This is a genomic window from Frigoribacterium sp. AC512, assembly GCF_979258295.1.
This window is the reverse complement of record NZ_OZ409850.1, coordinates 1,196,696-1,211,605: the sequence shown is the minus strand read 5'-3', so window position 1 is coordinate 1,211,605 and position 14,910 is coordinate 1,196,696. Positions and strand designations below refer to the sequence as shown.

Here is a 14,910-nt window from a genome sequence, read left to right as displayed (position 1 = left end):
CCCATGGTAGTCGCGGCCGCCGTCACGGCCCCCACCGGCGGCCCGGCCCTCACCGCCGGCACGGCGACAGGGCCCCCGACGACGGCCCGGCGCCTACCAGCGTCCCAGCCGCACGCTCAGGACCGCGAGGGCGGCGGGCCCCGCCGTCGAGGTGCGCAGCACGGCGTCGCCCAGCCGCACCGGGACGGCACCCGCGCTCTCGAGCAGCTCGAGCTCCGAGGGCGAGATGCCGCCCTCGGGGCCGACCACCACCAGGACCGACGACGGCGCGCCTCCCCCGCCCTGGACGACGACGTCGGACAGGGCCCGCACGGCGCTCGGCTCGAGCACGAGGACGAGTGCCGTGTCGTCCGCGGCCCGTGCCGCGACCTGCTTCGTCGTCGACAGCTCGGAGACCACCGGAGCCCAGGGCCTGATCGCCTGCTTCGTCGCCTCCCGCGTGATGGAGCGCCACCGAGCGGTGCCCTTGGCCACCTTGGCGCCCTCCCAGCGCGAGACGCTGCGGGCGGCGGACCACGGCACGACCTCGTCGACGCCCAGCTCGGTCGCGGCCTGGACGGCGAGCTCGTCGCGGTCGCCCTTGGCCAGCGCCTGGACGAGCACGAGCCGGGTCCCCGGTCGCTCGACCCGCGTCACCTCGGCGGCGACCACCGTCAGCCGCGAATCCGTCGCCTCGACGACCTCGCCGCGCACCGACGTGCCCCGCCCGTCGCCGAGCGCGAGCGACTCGCCGACACGGACCCGGCTGACCGTGACCGCGTGCCGCGCCTCCTGCCCCTCGACCACGACGGCGCTCCCGACGGACGCGTCCGTCAGGTCGTCGACCAGGTAGAAGTGGGCCACGATCAGAAGTGCAGGAACCGGTCGCGGAGCTTGCCGAACAGGCCCTGCTGGAACTGGGAGAGCTCTGGCGCCGCCGAGCGGCGTCCGGCGGCGAACTTCTCGATGAGCTCTCGCTCCTTGTGGCTGAGCTTGGTCGGCGTCACGACCTGGATGCCGATCTTCAGGTCGCCCCGCCCGGTGCCCCGGAGCTTCGTGATGCCCCGGTCACGGATCGTGATGACGTCGGCGCTCTGGGTGCCGGCCTTGAGCTCGATCTCGACCTCGCCGTCGAGGGCGTGCAGGGTCGTCTCGGTGCCCAGGATGGCGTCGGCCATCTGCACCTCGAGCGTCGCGAGCAGGTCGTCGCCGTCGCGGCTGTAGATGTCGTGGTGGCGCACCTTGACCTCGAGGTAGAGGTCGCCGTTGGGCCCGCCGGCCTGACCGACCTCGCCCTGGCTGGGCAGCTGCAGCCGGATGCCCGTGTCGACGCCCGCCGGGATGTCGATGGGGATGGTGCGCCGTGCGCGGACCCGGCCCTGGCCCTGGCAGGTGGGGCACGGGTTCGGGATGACCGTGCCGTAGCCGCGGCAGGTGCCGCAGGGGCTCGACGTCATGACGTTGCCGAGCAGCGACCGGACGGTCCGCTGGATCTGGCCGGAGCCGTGGCAGATGTCGCAGGTCTGGGGCGAGGTGCCGGGCGCGCAGCACGACCCGTTGCAGGTCTCGCAGAGCACGGCCGTGTCGACCTCGATGTCGCGTGTCGTGCCGAAGACGATCTCCTCGAGGTCGACCTCGAGGCGCAGCAGGGCGTCCTGGCCGCGCTCGCGACGCGACCGCGGGCCCTGTCGCTGGCCGCCGCCTCCGCCGCCTCCGAAGAACGCGTCGAAGATGTCGCCGAAGCCCGCCGCGCCGCCGCCCCCGCCGCCGAACCCGGCCTGCGGGCCGAGGTCGTAGCGCTCGCGCTGCTGCGGGTCGCTCAGCACGTCGTAGGCGTGCGTGACGTCCTTGAAGCGCTCGGAGGCCTCGGGGCTGGGGTTGACGTCCGGGTGCAGCTCGCGCGCGAGCCTGCGGTACGCCTTCTTGATCTCGTCGGGCGTCGCCGACCGGTCGACTCCGAGCACGTCGTAATGATCTGCCACTTGTTCTCGTCTGCCTCTGGTGTCTGGGGGTGGTCTCGTGGGGGCTGGTCAGGGGGCACGGCGCGGTCGCGCAGGGCCGGGGAGGTGCGGGTCGTCAGCGCTCGGAGAGCAGCGACGACAGGTAGCGGGCCACCGCACGCACGGCGGCCATGTTGGTCGAGTAGTCCATGCGCATCGGGCCGAGCACGCCGAGGCGCGCGACCTCGCTGCCCGTCGAGGTGTACCCGCTCGCGAGCACGGACGCCTGGGAGAGGCCGAAGGAGGCGTTCTCCCGCCCGATGCTCGCGGCGACGTCGACCGCGTCGAGCTGCATCTCGCCGAAGAGACGCAGCAGGGCCACCTGCTGCTCGATCGCCTCGAGGACGGGGTAGAGGTCGCCGCTGAAGTCGTCGCCGGTGCGCACGAGGTTGGCCGCGCCGGCCATCACGAGGCGTTCCTGACGCCCGGCGGCGAGCTGCTCGACCAGGCTGGCGACGACGACGCCGACCACGACGGCCTGCTCCGGGCGGAAGCCCTCGTGCAGGTCGCCGAGCAGCGCGGCGGCCGCGCTCAGCTCGGTGCCGCCCACCGCCGCGTTGAGCGCACGCCGGAGCTCGGCGAGGAACTCGTCGTCGACGACGACGGGCAGCTCGACGAGCCGCTGCTCGACCTGGCCCGTGTCGGTGATGAGCACGGTCATGACGCGCCGCTCGGCCAGGCTGACCAGCTCGACGTGTCGCACGCGAGCCCGCGAGAACGAGGGGTACTGGACCAGCGCCACCTGGTTCGTCAGCTGGGACAGGAGGCGGACCGTGCGGCCGAGGACCTCGTCGAGGTCGGCCGAGTCCCCGAGGAACGTCTCGATCGCCTGCCGCTGCGCGCTGCTCAGCGGACGCAGGTCGGCGAGGTGGTTGACGAAGAGGCGGTAGCCCTTGTCGGTCGGCACCCGACCCGACGAGGTGTGCGGCGCCGCGATCAGCTCTTCTTCTTCGAGGAGCGCCATGTCGTTGCGGATCGTGGCGGCCGAGACGCCGAAGTGGTGACGCTCGACGATCGACTTCGAGCCCACGGGCTCGCGGGACGCGACGTAGTCGTGCACGATGACGCGCAGCACCTCGAGACCACGTTCCGAGACCACGACGCACCTCCCTCTCGCACGGCCGGCGGCGGGGCGCGTCACGACGACGACCCGAGCTCGCTGGCACTCGTCCTGCCAGACTGCCAATCCTACGTCACGCGGCCCGCGAGGCCTACTCGACCCGCACCTCCTGCCCTATGCTCGCCGTGACGCCCGCCGGACCACCTCGTCCGGCCGGGCGGCCAGCACCGACCACCGCGATGCGCCCGTTCGCCTCGACCCGGTCGGGCCCACGACGACGAACAGGTGAGCAGATGACCGACACCCCTCCCTCCCAGCCGAACGACCCGCAGGGCTCCGGCTGGGGCCAGCAGCCCGGTCAGGGCCAGCCCGGCTACGGCCAGCAGCCCGGTCAGCCCGGCTACGGCCAGCAGCCCGGCTACGGCGCGCCTCAGGCGCCGCAGCCCCTCCGCCCCGAGGACGAGAAGCTCTGGGCCACGCTGATCCACGTGGGCGGCATCCTGCTCAGCTTCGTCGCGCCCCTGGTCGGCTACCTCGTGCTCAAGGACCGCGGCCCGTTCGTCCGCGAGCACAGCCGCGTCGCACTGAACTTCCAGATCACGATGGTCATCGCGTACGTCATCGGAGGCGCCACGTCGTTCCTCGGCATCGGCGTGCTGATCACGCTCGCCGCGGCGATCGTCGTGATCGTCTTCGGGATCATCGCGGCCCTCGCCGCCAACCGCGGCGAGTACTACAAGTACCCGTTGAGCATCGAGTTCATCAAGGCGTAGCCCGCCGGCACGCTCGTCGAGGCGCGTCTCCCGCCCGGGAGGCGCGCCTCGCGTCGTCCAGACCGCGTCCGGCGTGGACTCGGGTCGCGTCGGCCCTCAGACCGGGAGCAGCCGACGGACCACCGCGTCGGCCATGAGCCGCCCCGTGCGCGTGAGGACGACGCGACCGGCCAGCGCCTCGCGGCCCTCGACCCAGCCGTCCGCGATCAGTCCCGCCACGGCCGCGCGGCCCTCGGGATCGAGGTCGGACGTGGGCAGCCCCTCGCGCATCCGGACCGCGAGCAGCACCCGCTCGACCCGGCGCGTCTCGGCGTCGAGGGTCTCGCGGCCGGCCCCCGGGGACTCCCCCGCGGCCATGCGCTGGCCGTAGGCGGCCGGGTGCTTCACGTTCCACCAGCGGACGCCGCCGACGTGGCTGTGCGCGCCCGGGCCGACTCCCCACCAGTCGTGGCCCTGCCAGTACGACAGGTTGTGCCGCGAGCGGTGCTGCTCGTCGCGAGCCCAGTTGCTGACCTCGTACCAGCCGTAGCCCGCCGCGGCGAGCCGGTCGTCGGCGAGCTCGTACATGTCGGCCGCGGTGTCGTCGTCGGGCTGGGCCACCTCGCCGCGGCGGATCTGCCGGGCGAGCTTCGTGCCGTCCTCGACGATCAGCGAGTAGGCCGACAGGTGGTCGGGCTGCTGCTCGAGCGCGACGTCGAGCGACCGGGACCAGTCGTCGAGCGTCTCGCCGGGGGTGCCGTAGATGAGGTCGAGGCTGACGTCGAGCCCGGCGTCGCGTGCCCACTGCACCACCAGCGGGACGCGCTCGGGGTCGTGCGTCCGCTCGAGGGTCGCGAGCACGCTCGGCACCGCGGACTGCATCCCGAAGCTGACGCGCGTGAAGCCGGCGGCCGCCAGCGCTTCGAGGTAGTCGGCGTCGACCGAGTCGGGGTTCGCCTCCGTCGTCACCTCGGCGCCGTCGACCAGCCCCCAGGTGTCGACGACCGACGAGAGCATCGCGGCGAGGTCGGAGTGCGGCAGCATCGTGGGCGTGCCGCCGCCGAAGAAGACGGTCGAGACCGGACGGGGAGGCAGCCCGGCGCCCTCGAGGACGCGACCGGCGAGGCGCACCTCGTCCACCGCCTCCTGCGCGTAGTCGTCACGCCGGGCGCCGCGCAGCTCGTCGCCCGTGTAGGTGTTGAAGTCGCAGTAGCCGCAGCGGACCCGGCAGAAGGGCACGTGCAGGTACACGCCGAAGTTGCGGTCGGCGACCCCCTCGACGACCGAGGCCGGCAGCGAGCCGTCGACGGGGGCGGGATCGCCGAGGGGAAGGGCTCCGGGCACCGTCAGTCGCCCGACCGGCGCGAGCCGGGCTCGCGGATCTCGTCGTCGTGAGCGGCCTCGGCGGCGGCCTCGAGGTCGACGTCCGCCTCGGCGGGGACGTCGGGCTCGCTGAGGATCAGGGCACGCAGGTAACGACGCGTGTACATCGCCTGCTGACGTCTCATGAAGGGCTCGACGAGCTTCCAGCGCCAGGTGCTCGGGCGGGAGAACGAACGGATCGAGAGCCAGACGGAGCCGTCGTCGGTCTGGTCGACGACCCAGCTCTCCTCGCCGCTCTCCGGGTGGCCGTCGAGGGTGCCGTAGGCGAAGCCCTTGCGCCTCGGCTCGTCGACGACGTAGACGACCCGGACGGGCGCCTGCACGCTGCGGCCGTAGGCCGAGATCGACAGGGTCGCCGTCGTGCCGGCGGTGAGGAACGGCGTGCCGTCCGGAGCGAAGCGGGACTCGTCGCAGCCCTGCTCCCAGTGCGCCGGGTCGACGGGGACCCCGTCGTCATCGAAGGTGACGGGGTGGTAGCCGCCTTCCTCGACCGGCGGCGTCGAGTCGACGCGGACCTCGATGCCGCTGCGCTCCTGGATCTTCCAGGTCATCGTGGCGATCCACGCCGCCTCGAAGCGCGCGTCGCCGTGGCCGACCCTCGTGCGGTACTCGGCGGGGCGGAAGCCCTTCGGCGGGTACTGCATCAGGTCGGGCGCCTGTGTCGCGCCGACCTCGCCGTAGGTCGTGTGGGTCTCGGCGTGGGTGGACCGGCGCATCGGCTACTTCTTCTCTTTCTTCGCCTCGGTGTCGCCGCTCAGGGCGGCGATGAACGCCTCCTGGGGCACCTCGACGCGACCGATGGTCTTCATGCGCTTCTTGCCCTCCTTCTGCTTCTCGAGCAGCTTGCGCTTGCGGCTGATGTCGCCGCCGTAGCACTTCGCGAGGACGTCCTTTCGCATGGCCCGGATGCTCTCGCGCGCGATGATCCGGGCGCCGATCGCCGCTTGGATCGGGACCTCGAACTGCTGTCGCGGGATGAGCTCGCGGAGGCGGCCGGTCATGAGGACCCCGTACGCGTAAGCCTTGTCGCGGTGGACGATCGCGCTGAACGCGTCGACCTGCTCGCCCTGGAGCAGGATGTCGACCTTGACGAGGTCGGCCTCCTGGTCGCCGATGGGCTCGTAGTCGAGGCTCGCGTAGCCGGCCGTCTTCGACTTGAGGCTGTCGAAGAAGTCGAAGACGATCTCGCCGAGGGGCATCGCGTAGCGGATCTCGACGCGGTCCTCGCCGAGGTACTCCATGCCGAGCAAGTTGCCCCGGCGCTGCTGGCAGAGCTCCATGATGACGCCGACGTAGTCCTTCGGGGCGAGGATCGCCGCCTTGACCATCGGCTCGCTCACGCTGGCGATCTTGCCGCCGGGGAACTCGCTCGGGTTGGTGACGGTCACCGTCTGCTTGTCGTCGGTGGTCACCTCGTACACGACGCTCGGCGCGGTCGTGATGAGGTCGAGGCCGAACTCGCGCTCGAGACGTTCGGTGATGATCTCGAGGTGCAGCAGCCCGAGGAACCCGCAGCGGAAGCCGAAGCCGAGCGCGACGCTGGTCTCGGGCTCGTAGACGAGGGCGGCGTCGGACAGCTTGAGCTTGTCGAGGGCCTCGCGCAGGTCGGGGTAGTCGCTGCCGTCGATCGGGTACAGGCCCGAGTAGACCATCGGGAGAGGCTCGACGTAGCCGGCCAGCGCCTCCGTGGCGGGCTTGGCAGAGGTCGTGACGGTGTCGCCGACCTTCGAGAGCCGCACGTCCTTCACACCCGTGATCAGGTAGCCGACCTCGCCGACCGAGAGGCCCTGGCTCGGCGTCGGCTCCGGGGAGGAGACACCGATCTCGAGGATCTCGTGCGTCGACTTCGTCGACATCATCTGCACCTTCTCGCGCGGGTGCAGGGTGCCGTCGATCATGCGGATGTACGTCACGACGCCTCGGTAGCTGTCGTAGACGGAGTCGAAGATCATCGCGCGCGGCGAGGCGTCGAAGTCGCCGGTGGGCGACGGGATGCGATCGACGACGCGGTCGAGCAGCTCTGTGACGCCGACGCCGGTCTTGCCGCTGACGCGCAGGACGTCGGCGGGGTCGCCCCCGATGAGGCTCGCGAGCTCGGCCGCGTACTTCTCCGGGTCGGCCGCCGGCAGGTCGATCTTGTTGAGGACCGGGATGATCTCGAGGTCGTTCTCGAGCGCCAGGTAGAGGTTCGCCAGCGTCTGGGCCTCGATGCCCTGCGCTGCATCGACGAGGAGGATGGCGCCCTCGCACGCGGCGAGCGACCGGCTGACCTCGTAGCTGAAGTCGACGTGGCCGGGCGTGTCGATCATGTTGAGGGCGAAGGTCTGGCCGTCGCGCTCCCAGGGCATGCGCACGGCCTGGCTCTTGATCGTGATGCCGCGCTCGCGCTCGATGTCCATGCGGTCGAGGTACTGGGCGCGCATCGCCCGGTCTTCGACGACGCCGGTGATGCCCAGCATGCGATCGGCGAGGGTCGACTTGCCGTGGTCGATGTGCGCGATGATGCAGAAGTTGCGGATGTGCTCGGGCGCGGTCTTCGCCGGCTCGAGTGCACGGGTTGCTAGGGGGCTCACACGGTCCTCAGGGGGTGGCGGGCGGTTGTCGCCTCGATTCTCCCACGTCGCGCTCGGGAACCGTGTCGGCAACTCCTGCTGCATGCGCCGCGCCGTCGCCGTGACGGCGCTGCCGGCGGCTCTCGGCGCACCCGTCAGGAGTTGCCGACGCGAGGCGCGGCCACACGGGGCAGGCGCCAGCGGACGAGCAGGCGTCAGCTGAGGTACTGGAACAGGCCGAGCAGGCCGATCGGCACCGCGGCGAGCAGGCCCACCACGAGGAGGACGACGCTGCCGAGCAGCATCACCCCCGACGAGATGATGCCGATGAGCGCCATCGTGCGGCCCTCGGGCTCGCGTCGGCGACCGAGGACGCCGAGGACGACGCCCACGATCGGCACGACGAAGGTGAAGCTCAGCGCCACCGACGCGATCCCGAGCACGAGGCTCGTGAGGCTCAGCGGCGAGTGCAGGCCGCCGGTCGCCGCGGGGGCGCCGGGAGCGGCGGGGGCCACGGTGTGCGCGGCGACGGGCGGGGTGGTCGGTGCGGTGTTCGTCATGCCTCGAGCCTACGAAGGAGGCGCAGCCCGCCTGAAGGGGCAGACCCCCGGATCGATGCGGGGGCGTCCCCGTCAGGCGCCGGGTGCGGGGAGGGCTCGGAGCCCGCGCTCGATCACGTCGGGAGCCGCGGCCAGGCAGATGCGGATCCAGCCCTCGCCGGACCGGCCGAAGGCGCTGCCGGGGGCGACGGCGACCCGCTGCTCGAGCAGGAAGCGCTCGGCCCAGCCGGCGACGTCGCCCCGCGACGCGTGGCTCACGTCGATCCAGAGGTAGAAGGCGCCCTGCGGGTCGAGGTGGGCGATGCCGCGCTCGGCGAGCAGGGCCGTGGCGAGCTCGAGGTTCCGGCGGTAGTGCTCGCGGGCCTCGGACACGGGCCCGTGGTCGCCGGTGACGGCGGCGAGGGCCGCGTGCTGGTCGGGCTCGGCGACGCAGCTGATCATCGCCTCCTGGACCGTGCGCATCGTCGGCGCGAGACCGCGTGGCGTCACCAGGTAGCCGACGCGAACGCCGGTCATGGCGTACGTCTTGCTCAGCGAGAACGCGGTGAAGACGCGGTCGTCGGTGTCGAGGGAGGCGATGCTCACGTGCGGCGTCCCGTAGGTGAAGTACTCGTAGACCTCGTCGCTGATCACCCAGAGGTCGTGGCGAGCAGCCAGGTCGAGCAGCCCCTGCAGCACCTCACGCGGCCAGACGACCCCGAGGGGGTTGGACGGCGAGTTGACGACGACGGCTCGCGTGCGGTCCGTGACGGCCGCCTCCAGCTGATCGAGGTCGGGCAGGAAGCCGTCGCCGGGCGAGAGCGCGTACGGCACGGGGACGGCGTCGAGCATGTGGGCGTTCATCGAGAACGTCGTGTAGCCGGGGTCGGGCACGAGCACCTCGTCGCCCGACGCGAGGACGAGACCCATGGCCTGGTAGAGCGCCTGGGTGGCCCCGACCGTGACCCAGACCTGTTCCGCGTCGACGCGCAGGTCGTTCTCGCGCGCCAGCTTGGCCACGAGGGCCTCGCGGAGGGGCGCGATGCCGCCGTTCGGCGTGTAGCCCGTGCGGTCCTCCGACCAGGCGCGGCGGGCCGCGTCGCCGACGTGGTGCGGCACGGGCACGTCGGGCTCGCCGATGGCCAGCATCGCGACGTCGTCCAGGCCGGCAGCGAGCTCGAAGACCCGGCGGATCCCGGAGGCGGGGACGGACGCGATGTGCGGGGCGAGCGACGGCATGACGGCACCGTACTACGGACGACACGCCCTCCCGCCGGGTCACCACCGCCCGTCGGGGACGCTCTATCATTGAGAGTCGGGCGACGTGCTGGTAACGTTGCCTGTTGGCTTGCGCGGAACGTCTGACGTGACGGATCGCGAACGCAGCCGAGAGCCGCTCCGGTGGCACCACCGGCGGCAGCCCGGGGAGAGCGCGTCTCCTCCCGGTCGGCTCGCAGCACCACCTCACAGAACCGTCCCCCGGGCACGGCGCCGCATCCTGGTGCCGACAGCCCAGTCATACGACACACGAAACAGGAAGTAGCGAACGTGGCGAACATCAAGTCGCAGATCAAGCGCATCGGCACCAACAAGAAGGCCCAGGACCGCAACAAGGCCGTCAAGAGCGAGCTGAAGACCGCCGTCCGCGCCGCGCGCGAGGCCATCGTCGCCGGCGACAAGGACAAGGCGACCGCGTCGCTGGCCCTCGCCTCGAAGAAGCTCGACAAGGCCGCCAGCAAGGGCGTCATCCACAAGAACCAGGCCGCGAACCGCAAGTCGTCGATCGCCAAGCAGGTCGGCGCTCTCTGAGCCTGACTCCCTGAGCGCATCGCGCTCGCTGCGAAGGGCCCCGTCTCGACCGAGACGGGGCCCTTCACGTTCCCCGGGGCGTCAGGATGACGGACCCGCGAGCCAGGCAGCCGGTCAGCGCCCGACGGCACCCCGCGTCGCCACGGTCGTGACCATCCGCTCGAGCGCGTAGATCGCGTCGCGCTGGGCGCCCTTGACCGCGGCATCGGTCTCGGCGAGCAGCTCGATGCACCGGCCCAGGCCGTCCTCGCTCCAGCCACGGACGTCGCGCTGGGCACGCTCGACCTGCCACGGCGCCATGCCGAGACGCGACGCGAGCTGGCCGGACGGGCCGTAGACGCCCTGCACCTTCGCCATGGTGCGGATCTTCATCGCGAAGGCCGCCACGACGGGGACCGGGTCGGCACCCGACGACAGGGCGTGCCGCAGCAGCACGAGCGCCTCGCCCTGGCGCCCCGCGATGGCCGCGTCCGCGACCTTGAAGGCGTTCGTCTCGACCCTGCCGGCGTAGTACTTCTCGACCGTCGCCTCCGTGATCTCGTCCGCCGCGTCGGAGATCAGCTGCTGGCATGCGCTGGCGAGCTCGGCCAGGTCGTCGGAGAAGGCCGTCACGAGCGCGCGGAGTGCGCCGCTCGACACGCGTCGACGCGCCGACCGGAACTCGCCCGCGGCGAAGTCGTGCTTCTCCGTGTCCTTCTTGAGCTCGGCGCAGACGACCTCGACGCCGCCGCCGACGCCCGCTCGGATCGTGTCGAGCAGCTTCTTGCCGCGCACGCCCCCGCCGTGCCGCAGCACGAGGTAGGTGTCGTCGGCCGGCGACTCGAGGTAGCGGAGCGTCTCGGCGAGGAACGCGTCGGTGCACTTCTCGACCGACACCACGCGCAGGAGGCGCGGCTCGGCGAACAGGGACGGGCTCGCGAGCGTGATGAGCTCACCGGGCTGGTAATGGTCGGCCTCGAGGTCGTGGACCTCGAGGCTCGGGTCCTCCGCGACGAGCTGGTCGCGGAGCTGCCGGACGGCACGCTCGGCGAGGAACTGCTCAGGCCCGCTGACGAGGACGACGGGCGCCGGGCGGATCGCGTGCCAGGGGACCTGGTCGACGGCGACGCTCGCCTTCTTCGTCGTCTTGCCGGTGGTTCTCGCGGCCACGGTCCTCCTCGGTCGAGGACGCCTCGGGCGCCCGGATCCCAGCGTAACGGCCTCCCCCGACGCCGTCGGCGCCCGGACCCCCGCGGCCGCCGTGGCCGACGGGTCGGCGGACGGCTCGTGGCCCGCAGCGGCGTGCCGGCGCCAGAGCCGCACGCCGCCCGCGTCGTCGACCACGACCGCGGCGTCGCCGTCGAGATCGGTCCTCGTGACCTCGGCGCCCGCCTCCTCGACCATCTCGAGGGCCTCGCGCCGCGGGTGCCCGTAGCTGTTGTCGGCACCGACGCCGACGAGCCCGACGGAGGCCCGGGCGGCCGCGTAGAGCCCCGCGTGCTGGTCGGCGGATCCGTGGTGGGACACCTTCACGACGTCGACGCCCGAGAGTGCGCCGCCCGACGACGAGAGGAGGCGACGCTGCGGCGCCTCGGCGAGGTCGCCGAGGTCGAGGAGCGACAGGCAGCCCGTCCGACAGCCGGGCAGGGGCCGCCACAGGGTGACGACGCTCGCGTCGTTGCCCGCCGCGTCCGCCCGGACCGGCCAGAGCACCGACCAGCCGAGCCCGCCGAGGACTCCGCCCACGCCGGCCGCGACCTCGACGACCTCCGCGCCGCCGCCGGCCAGGTCGTCGACGACGCGCTCGTCGTCGGGGCTCGCCGTCGGCCCCACCAGGACTCGACCCACTCGTCCCGTGACCACGTCGACGGCGCCGACGTGGTCTGTGTCGAAGTGCGTGAGCACGAGGAGGTCGATCCGGTCGACCCCGAACCGGCGGAGGCAGCCGCCGAGCGCGCCCTCGTCGTCGCCCACGTCGACGAGGGCCACCTGGCCCGCGCTCCGGACGAGGACCGCGTCGCCCTGCCCGACGTCGCACTGGGCGATCGCCCAGTCGGCAGGGACGGCGCTGCGCTCACCCGTGCGGACGCCCGCCACGACGCCGGCGCCCACCACGAGCGCGCCCGTGAGCAGGACGACGACGACCCGCCGCAGCCGCCCGCCCGGCCGGGCCAGCACCGCCCCGGCGACGAGGACGGTCAGGGCCGCCAGGAGCACGACGCCCACGGGCCCGTCGGGCCACTCCGCCCGGGCGAACGGCCAGGACGCGACGGAGCGCGCCACGGCCCCGATCCACGTGGCCGGCACCCACGCGGCGCGTGCGACGAGCTCGGCGAAGTCCGGAGCCCAGGAGGCGGTGACGCACACGACGAGGCCGCCCACGGTAGCCAGGGGCGCCGCGGGCTCGGCCAGCACGTTCGCCACGACGCCGTGCACGGCCACCCGGGGGTCGAGGAGCAGCAGCACCGGCTGGCACGCGAGCTGCGCGGCGACGGGCACGGCCAGCACGGCCGCCACCGGGCGCGGCAGGAACCGGGCGAAGGCGTCGGACAGGGGCGCCGCGAGCACCACGAGTCCCGCCGTGGCGAGCACCGACAGGGCGAAGCCGAGGTCGCGGGCCAGCCAGGGGTCGGCGAGGAGCAGCCCGGAGACCGCGAGCGAGACGACGGGCAGCCCCGACACGGGCCGACCCGCCGCGAGGTGGCCGAGCACGACCAGGGCCATGACCGAGGCCCGCACGATGCTCGGCTCGGGGGTGACGAGCGCGAGGAACGCGAGGAGCAGGACCGCCGCGAGCAGGAGGCGCGCCAGCCGCGGCACTCCGAGGGCGCCGCCGACGAGCACGACGAGGGCGACGAGGACGGCGCAGTTCGACCCAGATATAGTTAGAGAAAGGGGTGAGTATGGAGCCATTGACCGTTCGTGAGTACCTTCGAGTTTCACGAGACAGACTGCACGAAGGCAAAAGCCCTGACCAGCAGCACGATGAGAACATCAAGTCCATCGAGCGCCAGGGCTGGGAGATGCACCCGGAACCGTCGTACCGAGACACCGATCGGAGCGCCAGTCGCTTCGCGAAGAAGGACCGCGAAGACTTCTCACGGTTGATTGCCGATCTCGAGAAGGACACTTTCAGGGCGGACGTGCTCGCCATCTGGGAATCCAGCCGCGGATCGCGTCGCGTTGGGGAGTGGGTTGACTTGGTGGACCTCTGCAAGCAGCGGAAAGTCCGGATCTGGGTCACGACTCACGGTCGGCTTTACGACCCCAGCAACGCACGCGATCGGAGGAGCCTCCTTGAAGATGCGGTTGACGCCGAGTACGAATCCGATAAGACCTCCGAGCGGCTGCTACGTAGTGTTCGAGCTTCGGCAGAGCAGGGAAAACCCCACGGAAAGAACCTCTACGGGTACCTGAGGGTCTACGACCCACAGACGCGACAGCTGCTCGCCGTCGAAGAGCACCCCGATCAAGCCCACATTGTCCGCGAGGCCGCGGCGCGCATTCTCGAGGGGCACTCTCTCTACGCAATTGCTCGAGACCTTAACGAGCGGGGAGTTCCGCCCCGACGACCTAGCCGTGTGGATCACCGAAGAAATCATGGGTGGACACCGCCAGCCGTGAAGCAGATGCTGTCGACTGCGGCGTACGCGGGCAAGCGCGAGCATCAGGGGGCGGTTGTCGCTGACGCGGTTTGGCCGGCGCTCATTAATTTGGAGACGTGGCAGAAGTTGCAGGTTCTAATGTCTCCGCCCGAACGCAAGCGGACCAATGACTGGCCAGCCCAGCACCTTTTAGCAGGCATCGCCCGTTGCTCGGTCTGCGGAGGCATGATGCGCGTCGGAAGGCAAAACGCTGGCCAGCGGCTTATCGGGGCGGACGGTGAACCTCGTCCGCGAGCTACGTACAAGACCTATGTCTGTGCTGGCGTCCCTGGTCGTCCTGGGCCCGACGGAACAAAAGGCTTCCACGTGACCATGCGCAAGGAACTGCTCGACGAAGCCGTGTGCGAGCTGCTCTTCGCGAGACTCGAGCGTCCAGACTTTCTTGCCGGCGCCGAAGCCGGCAGTGACAGCAACGAGATCGAACGCGAAGCGCTGCTTCAGGAGATCGCGGGCTATGAGGAATACCTCGACTCGGTCCGAGCGGAGGCAGCACAGCGGCTCCGTTTTGACCTTGTCCTCGACCAGGAGAACCGAGTCCGGCCGAAGATTGAAGCCGCCCAAGCGCGACTTGGACGATTAACACAGATGGATCCTTTCGTCCTCTCGCTCGTGGCGGACGGAGGTATTCGGGATCGCTGGGCTTCATTGCCCCTCGCCGAACAGAGACGCACAGTCCGAGCCGTTATGACGCCCATCGTCAAGCCGATCGGCAAGGGGTGGCGAGGGCGCAAAGGGATCAACTGGGATCGAGTTGAGGTTGTCTGGTCCTAATCATTCTTCGCATAGCAGCACATGGCGACACGCCATCCTGCTGAATGAGCATTCTGCTCGCTTGGACTCTGCCTTGCCGACGAAATCAGTCTGTAGATGTAGCTGCGTAACTTTGTAACTCTGTAACTGACTCACATCGGAAGCTACGCGAGCAGTTCTTCCTCGCCTGACGCTCCTCGCAAGCCGTGCACCCCGCGCACCGCGGCCGCGGTTACAGAGTTACGCAGCTACAGGGGCTCCCCCGAACTGGGGACGTCGATCTTTTCAAGCCTGCCCATTTTTTGTCGTCTGTTGTTTGTAGCTTTGAAGAACTCGGTAACCGCCGAGCACACAACTGAACATCTAGGCCCTCGTACCGGCAGGTGCGAGAGCGAAGAAAAGTGCGGCCCCGGCAACGGGGATATACCTCGAAGCAGGCAGG

Annotated in this window: 12 protein-coding genes and 1 pseudogene; 3 read left to right on the top strand and 10 right to left on the bottom strand. The window is 71.0% G+C overall.

Annotation, left to right across the window (positions count from 1 at the left end; all coding sequences use genetic code 11):
- Window positions 1-93: 93 nt before the first annotated feature.
- The 3 genes from ACZZ97_RS05525 to hrcA all read right to left on the bottom strand — a co-directional run bounded on the left by ACZZ97_RS05525 (window position 94) and on the right by hrcA (window position 3,078).
- Window positions 94-843: a 16S rRNA (uracil(1498)-N(3))-methyltransferase gene (locus ACZZ97_RS05525; protein ID WP_463472525.1), complete on the bottom strand. Its 750-nt coding sequence runs from the start codon at window positions 841-843 to the stop codon at window positions 94-96.
- A 2-nt stretch (window positions 844-845) separates the two neighbouring features.
- Complete coding sequence (dnaJ, locus tag ACZZ97_RS05520) at window positions 846-1,961, bottom strand: molecular chaperone DnaJ (RefSeq protein ID WP_192041832.1); 1,116 nt, start codon at window positions 1,959-1,961, stop codon at window positions 846-848.
- Between the two features lie 94 nt (window positions 1,962-2,055).
- Window positions 2,056-3,078: a heat-inducible transcriptional repressor HrcA gene (gene hrcA, locus ACZZ97_RS05515; protein WP_194612314.1), complete on the bottom strand. Its 1,023-nt coding sequence runs from the start codon at window positions 3,076-3,078 to the stop codon at window positions 2,056-2,058.
- Between the two features lie 254 nt (window positions 3,079-3,332).
- Here hrcA and ACZZ97_RS05510 point away from each other — a divergent pair, with 254 nt between their 5' ends.
- Entirely contained in the window at window positions 3,333-3,812 is a 480-nt protein-coding gene (locus tag ACZZ97_RS05510; RefSeq protein ID WP_314101454.1) for a DUF4870 domain-containing protein, read from the top strand.
- Window positions 3,813-3,908: 96 nt separating this feature from the next.
- On the opposite strand, the gene hemW is transcribed toward ACZZ97_RS05510, so the two are convergent.
- The 5 genes from hemW to ACZZ97_RS05485 form a co-directional block, all read right to left on the bottom strand.
- Complete coding sequence (hemW, locus tag ACZZ97_RS05505) at window positions 3,909-5,135, bottom strand: radical SAM family heme chaperone HemW (RefSeq protein ID WP_463472524.1); 1,227 nt, start codon at window positions 5,133-5,135, stop codon at window positions 3,909-3,911.
- Window positions 5,136-5,137: 2 nt separating this feature from the next.
- Window positions 5,138-5,890, bottom strand: a complete 753-nt coding sequence (locus ACZZ97_RS05500) for a DUF1990 family protein (protein WP_463472523.1) — start codon at window positions 5,888-5,890, stop codon at window positions 5,138-5,140.
- 3 nt (window positions 5,891-5,893) lie between these two features.
- Window positions 5,894-7,747 (bottom strand): translation elongation factor 4, encoded by a 1,854-nt coding sequence (gene lepA, locus ACZZ97_RS05495; protein WP_314101461.1) that lies wholly within the window; start codon window positions 7,745-7,747, stop codon window positions 5,894-5,896.
- 194 nt (window positions 7,748-7,941) lie between these two features.
- Window positions 7,942-8,286: a DUF4190 domain-containing protein gene (locus ACZZ97_RS05490; RefSeq protein WP_314101463.1), complete on the bottom strand. Its 345-nt coding sequence runs from the start codon at window positions 8,284-8,286 to the stop codon at window positions 7,942-7,944.
- A gap of 72 nt (window positions 8,287-8,358) precedes the next feature.
- Window positions 8,359-9,504: a pyridoxal phosphate-dependent aminotransferase gene (locus ACZZ97_RS05485; protein ID WP_463472522.1), complete on the bottom strand. Its 1,146-nt coding sequence runs from the start codon at window positions 9,502-9,504 to the stop codon at window positions 8,359-8,361.
- 309 nt (window positions 9,505-9,813) lie between these two features.
- Here ACZZ97_RS05485 and rpsT point away from each other — a divergent pair, with 309 nt between their 5' ends.
- Complete coding sequence (gene rpsT, locus ACZZ97_RS05480) at window positions 9,814-10,074, top strand: 30S ribosomal protein S20 (protein WP_123546174.1); 261 nt, start codon at window positions 9,814-9,816, stop codon at window positions 10,072-10,074.
- Window positions 10,075-10,188: 114 nt separating this feature from the next.
- Here rpsT and holA read toward each other — a convergent pair whose 3' ends face one another.
- The gene (holA, locus tag ACZZ97_RS05475; RefSeq protein WP_314101473.1) at window positions 10,189-11,223 is read right to left on the bottom strand and encodes a DNA polymerase III subunit delta; all 1,035 of its coding nucleotides are present in this window, start codon (window positions 11,221-11,223) and stop codon (window positions 10,189-10,191) included.
- A 690-nt stretch (window positions 11,224-11,913) separates the two neighbouring features.
- Window positions 11,914-12,966: pseudogene (locus ACZZ97_RS05470) on the bottom strand (ComEC/Rec2 family competence protein); the annotation flags it as partial.
- Between ACZZ97_RS05470 and ACZZ97_RS05465 the strand changes: the two are divergent.
- Entirely contained in the window at window positions 12,957-14,489 is a 1,533-nt protein-coding gene (locus tag ACZZ97_RS05465; protein ID WP_463472521.1) for a recombinase family protein, read from the top strand. The pseudogene ACZZ97_RS05470 and the gene ACZZ97_RS05465 overlap by 10 nt on opposite strands.
- Window positions 14,490-14,910 lie beyond the last annotated feature (421 nt).